The 15,666-nt window shown below is 71.7% G+C and carries 17 protein-coding genes; 8 read left to right on the forward strand and 9 right to left on the reverse strand.

The genetic code is table 11. The features are described from left to right. Nucleotides 1-108: 108 nt before the first annotated feature. Nucleotides 109-735, reverse strand: a complete 627-nt coding sequence (locus ABZ117_RS02935; RefSeq protein ID WP_356816763.1) for a winged helix-turn-helix transcriptional regulator — start codon at nucleotides 733-735, stop codon at nucleotides 109-111. A gap of 81 nt (nucleotides 736-816) precedes the next feature. Between ABZ117_RS02935 and ABZ117_RS02940 the strand changes: the two genes are divergently transcribed. The 4 genes from ABZ117_RS02940 to ABZ117_RS02955 all read left to right on the forward strand — a co-directional run bounded on the left by ABZ117_RS02940 (nucleotide 817) and on the right by ABZ117_RS02955 (nucleotide 4,034). Next, complete coding sequence (locus ABZ117_RS02940) at nucleotides 817-2,025, forward strand: pyridoxal phosphate-dependent aminotransferase (protein ID WP_356816765.1); 1,209 nt, start codon at nucleotides 817-819, stop codon at nucleotides 2,023-2,025. Between the two features lie 147 nt (nucleotides 2,026-2,172). Beyond that, entirely contained in the window at nucleotides 2,173-2,772 is a 600-nt protein-coding gene (locus tag ABZ117_RS02945; protein WP_356816767.1) for a histidine phosphatase family protein, read from the forward strand. Nucleotides 2,773-2,932: 160 nt separating this feature from the next. Further along, nucleotides 2,933-3,559, forward strand: coding sequence for a hypothetical protein (locus ABZ117_RS02950; protein WP_356816768.1), 627 nt, complete (start codon nucleotides 2,933-2,935; stop codon nucleotides 3,557-3,559). A gap of 52 nt (nucleotides 3,560-3,611) precedes the next feature. After that, a complete protein-coding gene (locus ABZ117_RS02955; protein ID WP_356816770.1) occupies nucleotides 3,612-4,034 on the forward strand; it encodes an acyl-CoA thioesterase in 423 nt (140 codons plus the stop codon). A 76-nt stretch (nucleotides 4,035-4,110) separates the two neighbouring features. Here ABZ117_RS02955 and ABZ117_RS02960 read toward each other — a convergent pair whose 3' ends face one another. From ABZ117_RS02960 to ABZ117_RS02995, 8 genes are all read right to left on the reverse strand, one after another. Next, nucleotides 4,111-5,478, reverse strand: a complete 1,368-nt coding sequence (locus ABZ117_RS02960; protein ID WP_356816772.1) for a nucleobase:cation symporter-2 family protein — start codon at nucleotides 5,476-5,478, stop codon at nucleotides 4,111-4,113. Nucleotides 5,479-5,740: 262 nt separating this feature from the next. Beyond that, nucleotides 5,741-7,126 carry an 8-oxoguanine deaminase gene (locus ABZ117_RS02965; RefSeq protein ID WP_356816774.1) on the reverse strand — a complete coding sequence of 462 codons (1,386 nt, stop codon included), beginning with the start codon at nucleotides 7,124-7,126 and terminating at the stop codon, nucleotides 5,741-5,743. A 69-nt stretch (nucleotides 7,127-7,195) separates the two neighbouring features. After that, nucleotides 7,196-8,608: a nucleobase:cation symporter-2 family protein gene (locus ABZ117_RS02970; RefSeq protein ID WP_356816775.1), complete on the reverse strand. Its 1,413-nt coding sequence runs from the start codon at nucleotides 8,606-8,608 to the stop codon at nucleotides 7,196-7,198. A 64-nt stretch (nucleotides 8,609-8,672) separates the two neighbouring features. Beyond that, nucleotides 8,673-9,620 (reverse strand): factor-independent urate hydroxylase, encoded by a 948-nt coding sequence (gene pucL / locus ABZ117_RS02975; RefSeq protein ID WP_356816777.1) that lies wholly within the window; start codon nucleotides 9,618-9,620, stop codon nucleotides 8,673-8,675. A 4-nt stretch (nucleotides 9,621-9,624) separates the two neighbouring features. Continuing rightward, entirely contained in the window at nucleotides 9,625-10,032 is a 408-nt protein-coding gene (uraH, locus tag ABZ117_RS02980) for a hydroxyisourate hydrolase (protein ID WP_356816779.1), read from the reverse strand. Nucleotides 10,033-10,036: 4 nt separating this feature from the next. Next, nucleotides 10,037-10,549, reverse strand: a complete 513-nt coding sequence (uraD, locus tag ABZ117_RS02985; RefSeq protein ID WP_356816781.1) for a 2-oxo-4-hydroxy-4-carboxy-5-ureidoimidazoline decarboxylase — start codon at nucleotides 10,547-10,549, stop codon at nucleotides 10,037-10,039. 152 nt (nucleotides 10,550-10,701) lie between these two features. Further along, complete coding sequence (locus tag ABZ117_RS02990) at nucleotides 10,702-11,064, reverse strand: helix-turn-helix domain-containing protein (RefSeq protein WP_356816783.1); 363 nt, start codon at nucleotides 11,062-11,064, stop codon at nucleotides 10,702-10,704. Beyond that, the gene (locus ABZ117_RS02995) at nucleotides 11,061-11,324 is read right to left on the reverse strand and encodes a thiamine-binding protein (RefSeq protein ID WP_356816785.1); all 264 of its coding nucleotides are present in this window, start codon (nucleotides 11,322-11,324) and stop codon (nucleotides 11,061-11,063) included. The genes ABZ117_RS02990 and ABZ117_RS02995 overlap by 4 nt, the downstream gene beginning before the upstream one ends. 158 nt (nucleotides 11,325-11,482) lie before the next feature. On the opposite strand from ABZ117_RS02995, the gene ABZ117_RS03000 reads away from it, so the two are divergent. From ABZ117_RS03000 to ABZ117_RS03015, 4 genes are all read left to right on the forward strand, one after another. Further along, complete coding sequence (locus ABZ117_RS03000) at nucleotides 11,483-12,355, forward strand: TIM barrel protein (RefSeq protein WP_356816787.1); 873 nt, start codon at nucleotides 11,483-11,485, stop codon at nucleotides 12,353-12,355. A 16-nt stretch (nucleotides 12,356-12,371) separates the two neighbouring features. Next, entirely contained in the window at nucleotides 12,372-13,262 is an 891-nt protein-coding gene (locus ABZ117_RS03005) for a 2-hydroxy-3-oxopropionate reductase (RefSeq protein ID WP_356816789.1), read from the forward strand. Between the two features lie 188 nt (nucleotides 13,263-13,450). Then, nucleotides 13,451-14,914, forward strand: coding sequence for a catalase (locus ABZ117_RS03010; protein ID WP_356816791.1), 1,464 nt, complete (start codon nucleotides 13,451-13,453; stop codon nucleotides 14,912-14,914). A 415-nt stretch (nucleotides 14,915-15,329) separates the two neighbouring features. Beyond that, nucleotides 15,330-15,563 carry a hypothetical protein gene (locus tag ABZ117_RS03015; RefSeq protein WP_356816793.1) on the forward strand — a complete coding sequence of 78 codons (234 nt, stop codon included), beginning with the start codon at nucleotides 15,330-15,332 and terminating at the stop codon, nucleotides 15,561-15,563. Nucleotides 15,564-15,666 lie beyond the last annotated feature (103 nt).

Genomic DNA, 15,666 nt, shown 5'->3' on the forward strand with positions numbered 1-15,666 from the left:
CGCCCACCGGCGGGCCTTTCACGTCGCGGCGGGGGCCGCAGGCGGTCACGGCACGGGCCGCAGGCGGTCACGGCGCGGCCGTGGGTGGCCTCCGGGCCGCGATGTGCGTCACGCGTCCCGGAGTGCCTTGGCGAGGGTGCCGTCGCCGGTCACCGTCACCCGTCCGTCCCGTACCGCCTCCGGCAGGCCGATCTCGCCCCGGGCCAGGGCCTCGCAGGTCGCCGCGTCCATCGTCAGCCGCGCCGCGGGCTCACCGGGCGCGGGCCCGTCGCCGTACACCGGCCCGGTTCCGGCGCCGACCCGCAGATGGAAGTCGCCTTCCTCCAGGCGCACTTCGACCGTGCCCTCGCCCTCCAGCGCGCGCAGCAACGGCAGCGCGAACCAGTGCGCGCGGACCGCGTCGGTCGGGCGCCGCTCCCCCAGCTCGGCCTCGCCCCAGCTGCCCAGTGCCTGCAACACCGGCAGCAGCCGCCGCCCGCGGTCCGTGATCTCGTACACGTACGCCGCGCCCGGCGGGGGCAGCCGCCGCCTGGTGGTGAGCCCGTCCCGTTCCATGTCCTTCAGCCGGGAGGCGAGGACGTCCGTGCTCACGCCGGGCAGGTCCGCGTGCAGGTCCGTGTAGCGGCGGGGGCCCGCGAGTAGTTCCCGGACGATCAGCAGGGTCCAGCGGTCGCCGACGAGGTCGAGCGCACGGGCCGCGGAGCAGTACTGGTCGTAGCTTCGGCGAGGTGGCATGCGACGCAGTCTAGACATGTTGTTGGACTTTCCAAGCTCACACTTGGTAAAACCAAGTAACACGAGTTCCCGGAGGGACGCATGGAGTTCCGGCAGTCGAACAAGCTCAGCGAGGTCTGCTACGAGATCCGCGGCCCGGTGATCGAGCACGCCAACGCGCTGGAGGAGGCGGGGCACAGCGTGCTGCGCCTGAACACCGGCAACCCCGCGGCCTTCGGCTTCGAGGCGCCGGAGGAGATCATCCAGGACATGATCCGGATGCTGCCGCAGGCCCACGGCTACACGGACTCCCGCGGTGTCCTCTCCGCCCGCCGCGCGGTGGCCCAGCGCTACCAGACCCTCGGCCTGGACGTCGGCGTGGACGACGTGTACCTGGGCAACGGCGTCTCGGAGCTGGTCACCATGGCCGTCCAGGCCCTGGTCGAGGACGGTGACGAAGTCCTCGTACCGGCACCGGACTTCCCGCTCTGGACGGCCGTCACCACCCTGGCCGGCGGCAAGGCCGTCCACTACCTGTGCGACGAACAGGCCGACTGGAACCCGGACCTGGCCGACATGGCCTCCAAGATCACGGACCGGACCAAGGCCGTGGTCATCATCAACCCCAACAACCCGACCGGCGCGGTCTATCCCAAGGAGGTCGTCGAGGGCATCCTCGACCTCGCCCGCCGGCACGGCCTGATGGTGTTCGCCGACGAGATCTACGACCAGATCCTGTACGACGACGCCGTCCACCACTCGGCCGCCGCCCTCGCCCCCGACCTGGTCGTCCTCACCTTCTGCGGCCTGTCCAAGACCTACCGCGTGGCGGGCTTCCGCTCCGGCTGGCTCGTGGTCACCGGACCGAGACAGCACGCGAAGAACTACCTGGAGGGCCTGACCATGCTGGCCTCCATGCGGCTGTGCCCCAACGCGCCCGCCCAGTACGCCATCCAGGCCGCGCTCGGCGGCCGCCAGTCCATCCGCGACCTGACCGTGCCCGGCGGCCGGCTGCACGAACAGCGGACCGTGGCCTGGGAGAAGCTCAACGAGATCCCCGGCGTGTCCTGCGTCAAACCCAAGGGCGCGCTGTACGCGTTCCCGCGCCTGGACCCCAAGGTGCACCGCATCCACGACGACGAGAAGTTCGTCCTGGACCTGCTGCTGCGCGAGAAGATCCAGGTCGTCCAGGGCACCGGCTTCAACTGGCCCTCCCCCGACCACTTCCGCATCCTCACCCTGCCGTACGCCGACGACCTGGAGGCGGCGATCGGCCGGATCGGACGGTTCCTCAGCGGGTACCGGCAGTAGCCGTCCGGCCCGTTTCGCGCGCTCCTTCGAAGATCACCCCCGTTGACGGCCGCGGCGCCCGCGCCGCACACCCCGCCGGGTCCGGAGGGCGGCCGTCTGGCGCAGTCCGCCCTGCGGGCGGTGGCGGCCCTGTGGCATCGTGCCGTCATGGGTGACCTCCTCCTCGTCCGGCACGGTGAGACCGAGTGGTCGCGGTCCGGCCGGCACACCGGCTCGACCGACGTGCCCCTCACGGGCCACGGGCGGGAGGAGGCACGCCGGCTGGCACCGCTGATCCGCTCGCACGAGGTCGCGGCGGCCTTCGTCAGCCCCCTGTGCCGGGCCCGGGAGACCGCCCGGCTCGTCGGCATCCCGGACGCTGCTGTCGACGGCGACCTGCGCGAATGGGACTACGGCGGCTACGAGGGCGTGACCACCGCGCAGATCCAGCAGCACCGGCCCGGCTGGTTCCTCTTCACGGACGGCGTCGTGCCCGGCCCGCCGGACCACCCGGGCGAGACCCCGGAGCAGGTCGGGGAGCGCGCCGACCGGATCCTGGCCAGGGCCGACGCCGCCCTCGCCGGCACCGAGGGAACCGTCGTCCTGATCGCCCACGGCCACTTCCTCCGCGTCCTCACCGCCCGCCGGCTGGGCCTGCCGCCCCGGCAGGGCGCGCTGTTCCAACTGGCGACGGGGGCGCTGTGCCGGCTCGGCACGGAGCACGGGCGGCCGGTGGTGGCGGGGTGGAACATCCGGCCACCGGAGTAGGGCGGCATCGCACGTACGGGAGACGGGACGGCGTGCGCGGGGAGACCTCCCGCGCCGGGCGCCCTCCGCCCGGGCCGTTGTCGGACCCGGCCCGTACCCTGCGAGGAGGCCGGTCCACCCGGACGGCCCCGTGCCCCGCCGGCCCCGGAAGGAGCGTCCCGTGACCCGACCGCCCACCGCCGCGCAGCGCCGCGTGATCGAGGCCGCCGATCCGGTCACCGGCCGGCTGCGTGGTACGCAGTCCCAGCTCGCGGCGCTGGTGAGGCAGGGGCTGGCCTTCCGGCATCCCCGGCCGCCGCACGACCACTTCCTGACCCCGGCCGGCCACCGGATACGGGAGGCGGTGCCGGAGGTGCCGGCCGAACCCGTGGCGGACACCGGGGTGTTCGCGGCCCGGGTCGGCGGCGAGGAGGAGCCGCCCGCCTCCGGCCCGGCCCGGCTGCGCGAGGTGCACAGCGCCTGGCAGGGGCTGCTGGAGCTGCGCCGGATGACCAGTGCGGACGGGGCGGTGGACCGGCCGTGCGGCTGGGAGCGGGCGCATCTGGTGCGGGCGGCGGCGCTCGCCCTGGAGGCGGCCGGACACCGTCCGGCGGGCGGGGGCGGGGGCGGGGACGGTTACCGGGTGCGGGCGACCCCGCAGCCGGAGGCGGTCGCGGTGTACGCGCCGGACCCGCCGGCCCTGACGGCCTGCGCGGCCACGCTGGAGCGGGCCGGGTGGCAGGCGGGCGAGTACAGCGAGCCGCGGACGGGCGTGCGCTATCTGCTGGCCTCGCCCCGCCGGGTCTGAACGGCGTGCCAGGATCGGGGTGTCCGGAGTGCGAACGCGAGAGGGGCGAGCAGTGTCCGAACCGTTTTCCGTGCGGGTGACCGTCCGCGGCTACGAGACCGATACCCAGGGCCACGTCAACCAGGCGGTGTACGTCAACTACGCGGAGCACGCCCGCTGGTCCCTACTGAGCGCGGCCGGGATCACCCAGGCCCGGCTGCTCGGTCACGGTGTCGGCCCGGTGGCGCTGGAGACGACCATCCGCTACCGGCGTGAGCTGCTCGCCGGTGACGAGATAGACGTCACCTGCGTGTTCGAGTGGGGTGGCGGCAAGACCTTCCGGATCCTCCAGGAGATCCGCAGGACGGACGGCACGGTGGCCGCCGAGGTCACCGCGGTCACCGGTCTGCTCGACCTGGCGGAGAGAAGGCTGGTCGCCGATCCGGGCGGGGTGTTCAAGGAACTGGCGGCCGAACCGGCGCTGTTCGGGTTGTGACCGTCGAAGGGTGACGGCCGGGCCGGGGGACACGGGCCGGCCCCGTCTCCCCCGGCCCGGCGCACGGCCGGCCGGTTCAGTGGGCGGCGGCTATCTCCTCCCCCGCTTCCATCGGGTGGGTGACGTCCTGGGCCTCGTGGCCCTTGCCGAGGTGGTTGAAGAGGAGGTTGAGGACGACGGCGGTGACGCAGCCGGTGGAGATGCCCGAGTCCAGGACGATCCTCGCCGTCTCGGGGAACGCGTGGTAGAACTCCGGCGCGGTGATCGGGATGATGCCGACCGCGAGGGACACGGCGACGATCAGGACGTTGTTGTCCCGGTCCAGGCCGGCCCGGACCAGGGTCTGGATCCCGCTCGCGGCGACCGAGCCGAACAGGACGACGCCGGCGCCGCCGAGGACCGGCCGGGGCACGACCGCGATGAGCGAGGCGGCCATGGGACACAGGCCCATGAGGACCAGGAAGCCGCCGCCGGTGGCGACGACGTACCGGCTGCGGATGCGCGTCATCGCGACCAGGCCGATGTTCTGGGCGAACGCGCTGCACATGAAGCCGTTGAAGAACGGGCTGAGGGCGGAGCCGAGGGTGTCGGCACGCAGACCGGCCGCGATCGTCTTCTCGTCGGCGGGCCGTTCGACGATCTCGCCGAGGGCCAGCATGTCGGCGGTCGACTCGGTCATCGAGACCACCATCACCACGCACAGCGAGAGGATGGCGGCCAGCTGGAACTGGGGGGCGCCGAAGTGGAACGGGGTCGGGAAGCCGACCACGTCGGCATGGGCGACGGGGCCGAAGTCGGTCACGCCGAAGGGGATGGCGATGAGCGTGCCGGTGACCAGGCCGAGCAGGACGGCGATCTGCTTGACGAAGCCGCGGGTGAAGCGGCGCAGCAGCAGGACGATGGCCAGGGTGATGCCGGCGAGGGTGAGGTAGGTCGTCGAACCGTAGTCGTGCGCCCGGGGATCGGGCCCCTGGGCCCAGCCGAAGGCGACCGGCAGCAGGGATACGCCGATCAGGGTGATCACGGATCCGGTGACGACGGGCGGGAAGAAGCGGACGGCCTTGCAGAAGACGGGGGCGGCCAGGAAGCCGAGGAGACCGGCGACGATGACCGCGCCGAAGATGACCGGCAGGGCGTCCGTCTTGTCCTTGGTGGAGGCTACGACCGCGGTCATCGGGGCGACACCGGCGAAGGTGACGCCGTTGACGAAGGGCAGCCGGGCGCCGATCTTTCCTATGCCCAGCGTCTGGAGGATGGTGGCGAGGCCCGCGGTGAACAGGCAGGCGCCGGTGAGGAAGGTCAGGTCGGTGGCGGAGAGGCCGATGGCCGCGCCGACGATCAGGGGTGGGGCGACGACTCCGGCGTACATGGCGGCCACGTGCTGTAGGCCGCTGGTCGCCATTTTGAGGGCGGGGAGTTTCTCGTCAACAGGATGGGCGGCCACGGCTGCTCCTCCGGGCGGGTAACACGTCGTCACAGACGCGGGTTTCATGGAGGTGGTGCGTGTGGTCGTGCGGGACCGTGACGGGGATGGGGCACGAGCGGTGCGGTGGTGACCGCTCCGGGGCGCGCGCGTCCGCACGCACCCCGGAGACGGCCGGCCGTGGATCCCGCTGGGATCCACGGCTCCGGCCGGAAGCCGTCCCCTCCGGCCGGAGTCATGTGGCGGGCCGGCCGTACGACGGCCGGTCCGGGTGCCGCGGTGGTCAGTCCTGCGCGGCGATGCGGGCGAGGCGCCGGGCCTCGTCGCGGGTGGAGGCGGCGATGGTGTCCTCGTCGGCGGTGAGCAGGCGGCCGTTCCCGACGATCTGCCGGCCGTTGACGAAGGAGGCGGTGACCGGGGCGGCGGCGCCGAGGACCAGCGCGGTCACCGGGTCGGCGATGGAGGCGTGGGCGAGCGTGTCCATCTTCCACAGCACCAGGTCGGCCAGCTTGCCGGGCTCCAGGGAGCCGATCTGCCCGGCCCGGCCGAGGACCCGGGCGCCGCCGTGGGTGCCGAGCCGCAGGGCCTGGCGGGCGGTCAGCGCGGCCTCGCGGTGGGTGCCGAGGCGGTTGATCAGCAGGGCGTTGCGCAGTTCGGTGTGGAGTTCGCCGGACTCGTTGGAGGCGGTGCCGTCGACGCCGAGGCCGACCGGGACGCCCGCCCTGAGCATGTCGGGGACGCGGGCGATACCGGCGGCGAGGCGGGCGTTGGAGGAGGGGCAGTGGGCGACGCCGGTCCTGGTGCGGGCGAAGGCGGCGATGTCGGAGTCGCTCATGTGGACGCAGTGCGCCATCCACACGTCCTCGCCGAGCCAGCCGGTGGACTCGAAGTAGTCGGTCGGGCCCATGCCGAACAGCTCGTGGCAGAACTTCTCCTCCTCCACGGTCTCGGAGCCGTGGGTATGCAGCCGTACGCCGAGCCGGCGGGCCAGTTCGGCGCCCTCGCGCATGAGTTCGGTGGAGACGGAGAACGGGGAGCAGGGGGCGACGGCCACCTGGGTCATGGCGTCGAAGGAGGCGTCGTGGTGCGTGCGGACGGTCTCCTCGGTGGCGGCGAGGGCGCCCTCCAGGGTCTCGACGGCGAAGTCCGGCGGCAGGCCGCCGTCCTTCTCGCTGCGGTCCATGGAGCCGCGGGCCAGCGTGAAGCGGACACCCAGTTCGGCGGCGGCCCGGATGATCGAGCCGGACAGGTCGCCGGAGCCGTCCGGGTGGACGTAGTGGTGGTCCATGGCGGTGGTGACACCGCCGCGGGCCATCATGGCGAGGGACCCCTGGGCCGCGGTGTACGTCATCTGCTCGTCGATGCGCGCCCAGGTGGGGTAGAGCGCGACCAGCCAGTCGAACAGGTTGTGGTCGGTGGCGAGGCCCCGGGTGATCCACTGGTAGAAGTGGTGGTGGGTGTTGACCAGGCCGGGGGTGGCCAGGTGGCCGGTGCCGTCGATGCGGCGCACCACGTTCTCCAGGCCTTCGGGGGCCCGGCCCGCGCCGACCGACTCGATCCGGTTGCCGGCGAGGACGAGGTGCCCGGAGGCGTACTCGGTGTCGCCCGCGTCCACGGTCGCGATGGCACAGTTCTCGATGACGGTGCGCTGGGCTGCCGGTGCTGCCATGGTGCTTCCTTGTCTTTCAGTGGCGGCCCGTGGCCGGGGAGGGGTCCACGGGGAGGGCACGGCAGGACCCTAGGAGGATTTGAGTGCCGGGGCCGGTCCGCGGCTCCGGGTGCCGAGATGGTGGAAGAACAGGTTGAGCAGGACCGCGACGAGGGCGCCGGCGCTGATGCCGGAGCCGAGCACGGTCTGTGCCCAGGCCGGGAAGTCGGCGTAGAAGGTGGGTGCGGCCAGCGGGATGATGCCGGCGCCGAGTGCCACGGCCACGAGGATGATGTTGGAGCTGTCGTCCAGGCCCGCCTCGGACAGCGTACGGATGCCGCTGACGGCGATGGAGCCGAAGAGCACGATGCCGGCGCCGCCGAGGACCGGCATGGGCACCAGGGAGACGACGGCGCCGAGGACCGGGAAGGCGCCGAGGACGAGCAGGGTGCCGCCGGCGACGGCGACGACGTAGCGGCTGCGTACCCGGGTGAGGGAGACGACGCCGACGTTCTGGGCGAAGGCGGAGGTGGGGAAGCCGCCGAAGACGGGGCCGAGCAGGGTGGCGAGGCCGTCGGTGCGCAGGCCGCGGGTGATGGTCCTGGCGTCGGCGCGGCGGTCGCAGATCTCGCCGAGGGCGAGCATGCCGGCGGAGCTCTCGGTCATCAGCACCAGCATCACGATGCACAGGGAGAGGATGGCCGCGGGCTGGAACTCGGGGGCGCCGAAGGCGAACGGGGTGGGCAGGGCGGCGACGGGCGCGGACCGAAGGCCGCTGAAGTCGGCCATGCCGAAGGGGATCGCGGCGAGGGTGCCGACGAGCAGCCCGGCCAGGAGGGCGACCTGTCGGACGAAACCCCTGCCGAAGCGCTGGATCAGCAGGATGACGGCGAGGGTGAATCCGGCCAGCGCGAGGTGGCGCATGGCCCCGAAGTCGGCGGCGGTCGCGTCGCCGCCCTGCGCCCAGCTCACCGGGACGGGCATCAGGGTGACGCCGATCAGGGTGATGACGACACCGGTGACCAGGGGCGGGAAGAAGCGCAGCAGCCGGCCGAAGAACGGGCCGAGGGCCAGGCAGAAGGCGCCGGCCACCATCACCGCGCCGTAGATGGCGGGGAGTTGGTGTCCATGGCCGTTGGTCTCGGCGATGGCGAGGATGGGGGCGATGCCGGCGGAGGAGGCGGCGTTGACGAAGGGCAGCCGGTTGCCGACGAGGCCCTTGACGCCGATGGTCTGGAGGATGGTAGCGACGCCGGCGATGAGCAGGCTCGCGGCGATGAGCCGGGTCCGGGCGGCGATGTCGAGTCCGCAGGCCTGGCCGATGATGAGCGGAGGAGTGACGACGCCCGCGTACATCGCGGCGATGTGCTGGAGTGCGGCGGGGACGAGCCGCGTCGGGTGGAGCTTCTCGTCCACCGGGTGCACGGACGTGACGGCGTCCTCGGTGTGCACCGGCGGGGTGGAACACGGGGCTGTGGCGGGCCCCTTCGCAGGCTGTGCCATTTCGTTCCCTCCGGTGTGGCGCGCCCCGGGCCCCGGTGGCGGGGCAGGGGGCGCGCGTCCCGCGTCAGAGGTTGGTCATGTCGACCGGGATCTTCGCCTCGCAGCCGTCCCGGAGGATGGTCGCCTCGATCAGGCCGTAGGGCCGGTCGGCGGCGAAGTAGACCTCGTTGTCGTTCTTGAGCCCGAACGGCTCCAGGTCGACGAGGAAGTGGTGCTTGTTCGGCAGGGAGAAGCGCACTTCGTCGATCTCGCTGCGGTTGTTGATGATGCGCGCGCCCATCTGGTACAGCGTCTGCTGCAACGAGAGGGAGTAGGTCTCGGCGAAGGCCTGGAGCATGTGCTTCCTGACCTGCTCGTAGGACTTCTCCCAGTGGGGCGCCTTCTGCTCGTCGTCGGTCCAGTTGAAGCGCCAGCGGCTGGAGACCTGGGTGGCCAGGATGCGGTCGTACGCCTCCTGGAGGGTGGTGTACTTGTCCTTGACGTAGCCCCAGAACTCGGAGTTGGTCGAGTTCATCACGACCAGGTCCTTGAGGCCGGAGATGACCTCCCACCGCTCACCGTCGTAGGTGATCTGGGTGACGCGGGTCTCCTGGTTCTTGCGGACGAAGGAGTGCTTGACCTCGTCGGCGCCGATGAACCTCGAGTTGGCGTCGGAGGTCTCGATCCGCTCCCAGGCGTACTCCTCGATCCGGATCCGCGCGGTCCTGATCGGCTCCTGCGAGCTGACGAAGTGGCGGGCGAGGTGGATGCCGAACTGCTCGGCGGACTCGATGCCGTACTCCTTGGCGAACGCGAACACCGTGTTCTTGGTGGTGTCGGTCGGCAGGACGTTCGCGTTGGAGCCGGAGTAGTGGACCTCCTCCATGTCGCCGCTCAGCGCGACGGAGACGTTCAGGTCCTTGATGTGATGGGTGGCGCCGTCCCGCGTGATCTTGACGACTCGGTTCTCGGCCTTGCCGTACTGGTTCTGTCCCAGGATGACAGGGCGGGCAGGGCGGGAATTGTCGGTCATGTAGCTAGCTCCCTCGGTAAACGGAGTAGCCGAACGGGTTGAGCAGCAGCGGTACGTGGTAGTGCTCGCCCGGTACGACGGCGAACGTGATCGCCACCTCCGGGAAGAACACGCCGGGTCCGCTGTCCCGGTTCGCGGGGGCGTCCTGCTGCGCATCGGCTTGCTTCTTCGCAGATTGCTCTTCGAAGTACGGCTCCACGGCGAAGTCGAGCCGTACGTGGGTCGTCCCTTCCGGCAGGGCCGGCAGGTCCTTGCACCGGCCGTCGGCGTCGGTCGCGGAGCCGCCGAGCGTCTGCCAGTCGGCTGCCGCGCCGCCGCGGGCGCGGAGCCGGACGGCGACGCCCTCGGCGGGGCGGCCGGCGGAGGTGTCCAGGATGTGTGTGGACACGGAGGCGGTGGTGCTGGTGCTCATGGTGTCAGGCGTCCTCTTCGACGAGTCGGGCCAGTCGGATGCGGTTGATCTTCCCCAGCTCGGTGCGGACGATCTCCCGTTCCTGCTCCGGCGCGTTGCCGATGCGCTCCTTGACCGCGTCGCGCATCTGCTCGGCGGTCCGGCCGGTGGCGCAGATGAGGAAGACGTGGCCGAACTTCTCCTGGTAGGCCAGGTTGAGTTCGAGCATCTCCGCCTTGAGTGCGGCGGAGGCGCCGGCCATGCCGCGCTGTTCGCGGGCGGAGGTCGGGTCGCCGGGCCGGGGGCGTCCGATCGGCGGGTGCCCCGCCATCGCCTCTTCCAGGTCCGCGGTGGTCAGTTCGGCCATGGCGGCGTCGCTGGCGGTGCGGAGGTCCTCGACGGTGGCGTAGGGACGGGCGGCGGTCAGGCGCCGGGCCCACTCGGTGGAGGCGCACGCCTCGTGGAGGGCGGCGAGGGCCGCCGGCTCCTCCAGGGCGTTGAACCGGGCCAGACCCGGGGGCGTGGAAGTCGACGTCACGGGAGCCTCCGTGGCCACGATGGGCCGTCGTGCTGAACGGGCTGCCGATAGCTAACGCCCTCGGAAACATCACGTCAACACTTTGTTGAAAATTCCGCGTAACAAGAGAGGACCGGGCCCGGGCGGCACATCCACCCCCGCTCCGCGGCCCGTCAGGCGCCCTTCTCCCGGTTGAGGTAGTTGTAGACGGTGAAGCGGCTGACGCCGAGCGCGCCCGCCACCGTCTCCACGCCGTGCCGCACGGCGAACGCGCCGCGCGCCTCCAGGATCCGTACGACCTCCTGCTTGGCCTTGCGGTCCAGGTCGGCCAGCGGCCGGCCCTGCCTGCGCTCCATGGCGGCGAGGATGTGGTCGAGGGAGTCGGCGAGCTGGGGCAGGCGTACGGCGACGACGTCGGCGCCCTCCCAGGCGAGGACGACGTCCTCGGGGCCGGCCTCGTCGGGCGGGAGCATCTCCCCGCCCATGGCGTCGACCAGCGGTTTCACGGCCGCGATGAAGGGCTCGTCCCCGGTCACCTCCCCTCCTCCCCGATCCCGTCGTCGATCACGTTGACCTGGAGCGAGACCCGGGTCGCGCCGGCCTGGAGGGACTTGCGCAGCAGCGCGTCCACCGCGGTGAGCACCCGGTCGGCCCCGCCCTCGGCGGTGTTGCCGAACGGGCCGACGTCGACGGCGTCCAGCCCGGCCGTCTCGATGACCTCCCGCGCCACCAGGGCGTGCGCGGGCGCTTCGTCCAGGTCGAAGGGTTCGGTCGTGAACTCCACTCTCAATCGCACGGGCTCAACCTAACGCGCGGGGCGGTTCCTGGGCAGTCCTGCCGGACTCCGTGCCCGGCCCCCCTTGACAAGCGGCGACACACGACGGCAATCTTCCATTAAGCAGAAACGAACTTCCGTAATACGGAATAGCGACCACGGAAGGGAGCGCGGCCCGAATGCCAGGTTCTGAGTGGAGCACGACCACAGACCAGCGCTTCAACGTCAACCTGTCGATCCTCTTCACGGAACTCCCGCTCCTGGAGCGCCCCGCGGCAGCCGCCGCGGCGGGCTTCTCCGCGGTCGAGCTGTGGTGGCCCTGGATCGACTCCCCCACCCCCGGACGGTCCGGCCTGGACGCCCTCAAGCAGGCGATCGAGGACGCGGGCGTCCGGCTCACGGGACTGAACTTCTACGCCGGGCAGCTGCCCGGCCCGGACCGCGGCGCCCTGTCGGTGCCCGGCGAGGAGTCGGAGAGGTTCCGCGCCAACATCGACGTGGCGGCGGACTTCGCGGCCTCCCTGGGCTGCAAGGCGCTCAACGCGCTGTACGGCAACCGGGTCGAGGGCGTGGACCCGGCCGAGCAGGACGCCCTCGCCCTGGAGAACCTGGTCCTGGCGGCCCGGGCCGCCCACCGCGTCGGCGCCGCCCTGCTGATCGAGGCCCTCAACAAGCCCGAGTCGCCGCTCTACCCGCTGGTGTCGGCGCCGGCCGCGGTCGGCGTCGTCGACAGGGTGAACGCGGCGACGGGCCTCGGCAACGCCAAGTTCCTGATGGACCTGTACCACCTGTCCATGAACGGCGAGGACCTGCCCGCGGTCATCGACCGGTACGCGGCGAAGACCGGGCACGTGCAGATCGCCGACAACCCCGGCCGCGGCGCCCCCGGCACGGGTTCGCTCCCGCTGGCGGAGCTGCTGGACCGGCTGCGCAAGGCCGGTTACGACGGCTGGGTCGGCCTGGAGTACAAGCCCGGCGACCGCCCGAGCGCCGAGGCCTTCGAGTGGCTCCCGCGCGCGGCGCGCCGCACCCCCGACCTTGCAGAGCAGTGAGAGAGGCACCCCGAAGATGAGCAACCTCCCCAAGATCGCGTGGATCGGCCTCGGCATCATGGGCTCCCCCATGGCCGAGAACCTGATCAAGGCGGGTTACCAGGTCACCGGCTACACCCTGGAACAGGACAAGCTGGACCGCCTGGCCGCCGCCGGCGGCACGGCCGCCCCCTCGATCGCCGAGGCCGTGCGCGAGGCCGACGTGGTGATCACGATGGTGCCCGCGTCCCCGCAGGTCGAGGCCATCGCCTACGGCCCGGACGGCATCCTGGAGAACGCCCGCCGCGGCGCCCTGCTGATCGACATGTCGTCCATCACCCCGCAGACCTCCGTCGACCTGGCGAAGGCCGCCGAGGACAAGGGCATCCGGGTGCTGGACGCCCCCGTGTCCGGCGGCGAGGCCGGCGCCGTGGAGGCCGTGCTGTCCATCATGGTCGGCGGCCGGCAGGCCGACTTCGACGAGGCCAAACCGGTCTTCGAGGCGCTCGGCAAGACCATCGTGCTCTGCGGCCCGCACGGCTCCGGCCAGACCGTGAAGGCCGCCAACCAGCTCATCGTCGCCGTGAACATCCAGGCGTGCGCCGAGGCCGTGGTCTTCCTGGAGAAGTCGGGCGTGGACCTGAAGGCCGCGCTGGACGTCCTGGGCGGCGGCCTGGCGGGCTCCACCGTGCTGACGCGCAAGAAGGACAACTTCCTCGCGCGTGACTTCAAGCCCGGCTTCCGTATCGACCTGCACCACAAGGACATGGGCATCGTCACGGACGCCGCCCGCACCGTCGGCGCGGCCCTGCCGGTCGGCGCCGTGGTCGCCCAGCTGGTCGCGTCACTGCGCGCCCAGGGCGACGGCGGCCTGGACCACTCGGCCCTGCTGCGCGCCGTGGAGCGTCTGTCCGGCACCCAGGCCTGACGGGCCGCACAAGACTTCCGGGCCGCGGTGCCGCTGACACCTGTCCTGTCGCGCCCAGGCGGTGCCGCGGCCCGGAATCAACTTCAACAAACTGTTGACGCTTAGAGGTCCCACTCCTAGGCTCCACCAAGCGGAAGAAGATTTCCGCTGCCACTCGCACGGAAGTGCCACCGCACGGAAGGTCCCCGATGTCCAAGCGCGTGCTGACGACAGAGTCCGGCGCCCCGGTCGCCGACAACCAGAACTCCGCCTCCGCCGGCGTAGGCGGCCCGCTCCTGATCCAGGACCAGCACCTGCTGGAGAAGCTCGCGCGCTTCAACCGCGAGCGCATCCCGGAGCGTGTGGTGCACGCCCGTGGCTCCGGCGCCTACGGCCACTTCGAGGTGACGGACGACGTCACCGGCTTCACCCACGCCGACTTCCTCGACCGGGTCGGCAAGCGCACCGAGGTGTTCGTGCGCTTCTCCACGGTGGCCGACTCCCTCGGCGGTGCGGACGCCGTCCGTGACCCGCGCGGTTTCGCCGTGAAGTTCTACACCGAGGAGGGCAATTACGACCTCGTCGGCAACAACACCCCGGTGTTCTTCATCAAGGACCCGATCAAGTTCCCGGACTTCATCCACTCGCAGAAGCGGGACCCGTTCACCGGCCGCCAGGAACCCGACAACGTCTGGGACTTCTGGGCCCACTCCCCCGAGGCCACGCACCAGGTGACCTGGCTGATGGGCGACCGCGGCATCCCGGCGTCGTACCGCCACATGGACGGCTTCGGCTCGCACACCTACCAGTGGACGAACTCCGCGGGCGAGGCCTTCTTCGTCAAGTACCACTTCAAGACGAACCAGGGCATCCGCTGCCTGTCCGCCGAGCAGGCGCAGGAGATCGCGGGCCAGGACCCCAACTCCCACCAGACGGACCTGCTCCAGGCCATCGAGCGGGGCGTGCACCCGTCCTGGACCCTCTACGTGCAGCTCATGCCGGCGGCCGAGGCGGCCGACTACCGCTTCAACCCGTTCGACCTGACCAAGGTCTGGCCGCACCGGGACTACCCGCTCCAGCGCGTGGGCCGCCTGGTCCTCGACCGCAACCCGGACAACGTCTTCACCGAGGTCGAGCAGGCCGCGTTCTCCCCGAACAACTTCGTGCCCGGCATCGGCCCCTCCCCGGACAAGATGCTCCAGGGCCGCCTGTTCGCGTACGCCGACGCCCACCGCTACCGCCTCGGCGTCAACCACACCCTGCTCCCCGTGAACGCCCCGAAGGCGGTCCCGGGCGGCGCCCTGAACTACGGCCGTGACGGCCTCATGGCCCTCAACCCCCAGGGCCGGCACGCCAAGAACTACGAGCCGAACTCCTACGACGGCCCGGTGGAGACCGGCCGCCCGCTGTCGGCCCCCCTCGCGGTCCACGGCCACTCGGGCACCCACGAGGCGCCCCTGCACACCAAGGACGACGACTTCTTCCAGGCGGGCGAGCTGTACCGTCTGATGTCGCCGGAGGAGAAGTCCCGCCTGATCGCGAACATCGCCGGCGGCCTCTCGCGGGTCTCCCGCGACGACGTGATCGAGAAGAACCTGGCCCACTTCCACGCCGCCGACCCCGAGTACGGCAAGCGCGTGGAGGAGGCGGTCCGCGCCCTGCGCGAGGACTGACCGCGGGAACCACGAGCAGCGTACGGGATCCGACTGGAGGTCATGGTCGCGTACGCGGCCCGCGCACGACGCCGGACGGCCCCGATGAGGGGTGGCCGCCGGCACAGAGCGCGGGCAGGGCGAGGACCGCGGTGGCGTGCGAGCCAGTGCGGTGGTGAAGGACCCGGACCCCCTTCTCGACCAGAGGGAAGGGCGCCCGGCTCCGTCGCTCCCACCGCGGTCCCACCCAGCCCCTCCCATGGGGCCCGCCCACCCCGTCCGGCGGCGCGAACGACCTGTCGCGCCCAGCCTCGCGCCGTCGGACGGTCACCACACGGTGCCCGCAGCGCCCCCTGGCCCAGGGGGCGCTTTCGCGTGTTCCCGGCGGCCCGGCCGCCGGGGTGCGCGGGCGCCGCTTCCGCAGCACGCTGAAGCCATGGGCAATCCGACGCAGTACCCGCACATCGTGGTCCACCCGCCCGCCCTGGACGGCTCCCGGCGCGTCACCGAGGGGGACGTCATCCTCGGGATCGCGTCCCATCTGGACGACGTCGTGGAGATCCTGCGGCTCACCGACCTGGACCGCGTCGAGGTGGAGGAGAGCGATCTCATCGAGTGGCAGGGCGGGGGGCCGGACGACTGGCCGGGACTGTCGGAGCACGAGCCGTAGGGCCACGAGCCGGAGCGGGGGCGCGTACGGCGGCGGCCGTACGCGGGCCGCGGAACCTCAAATCAACCTCTGAACACCGCCGCGGGGGCTTCAACTGCGCCTG

The organism is Streptomyces sp. NPDC006309 (assembly GCF_040613095.1).
Classification (GTDB): domain Bacteria; phylum Actinomycetota; class Actinomycetes; order Streptomycetales; family Streptomycetaceae; genus Streptomyces.

Coding starts and splice junctions, on each gene's coding strand:
- ABZ117_RS02965 (WP_356816774.1), bottom strand. CDS start 7,126: ATGGCAGCACCGGCAGCCCAGCGCACCGTCATCGAGAACTGTGCCATC.
- uraH (WP_356816779.1), bottom strand. CDS start 10,032: ATGAGCACCAGCACCACCGCCTCCGTGTCCACACACATCCTGGACACC.
- ABZ117_RS03000 (WP_356816787.1), top strand. CDS start 11,483: ATGCCAGGTTCTGAGTGGAGCACGACCACAGACCAGCGCTTCAACGTC.
- ABZ117_RS02970 (WP_356816775.1), bottom strand. CDS start 8,608: ATGGCACAGCCTGCGAAGGGGCCCGCCACAGCCCCGTGTTCCACCCCG.
- ABZ117_RS02945 (WP_356816767.1), top strand. CDS start 2,173: ATGGGTGACCTCCTCCTCGTCCGGCACGGTGAGACCGAGTGGTCGCGG.
- ABZ117_RS02935 (WP_356816763.1), bottom strand. CDS start 735: ATGCCACCTCGCCGAAGCTACGACCAGTACTGCTCCGCGGCCCGTGCG.
- ABZ117_RS02940 (WP_356816765.1), top strand. CDS start 817: ATGGAGTTCCGGCAGTCGAACAAGCTCAGCGAGGTCTGCTACGAGATC.
- ABZ117_RS03005 (WP_356816789.1), top strand. CDS start 12,372: ATGAGCAACCTCCCCAAGATCGCGTGGATCGGCCTCGGCATCATGGGC.
- ABZ117_RS03010 (WP_356816791.1), top strand. CDS start 13,451: ATGTCCAAGCGCGTGCTGACGACAGAGTCCGGCGCCCCGGTCGCCGAC.
- pucL (WP_356816777.1), bottom strand. CDS start 9,620: ATGACCGACAATTCCCGCCCTGCCCGCCCTGTCATCCTGGGACAGAAC.
- ABZ117_RS03015 (WP_356816793.1), top strand. CDS start 15,330: ATGGGCAATCCGACGCAGTACCCGCACATCGTGGTCCACCCGCCCGCC.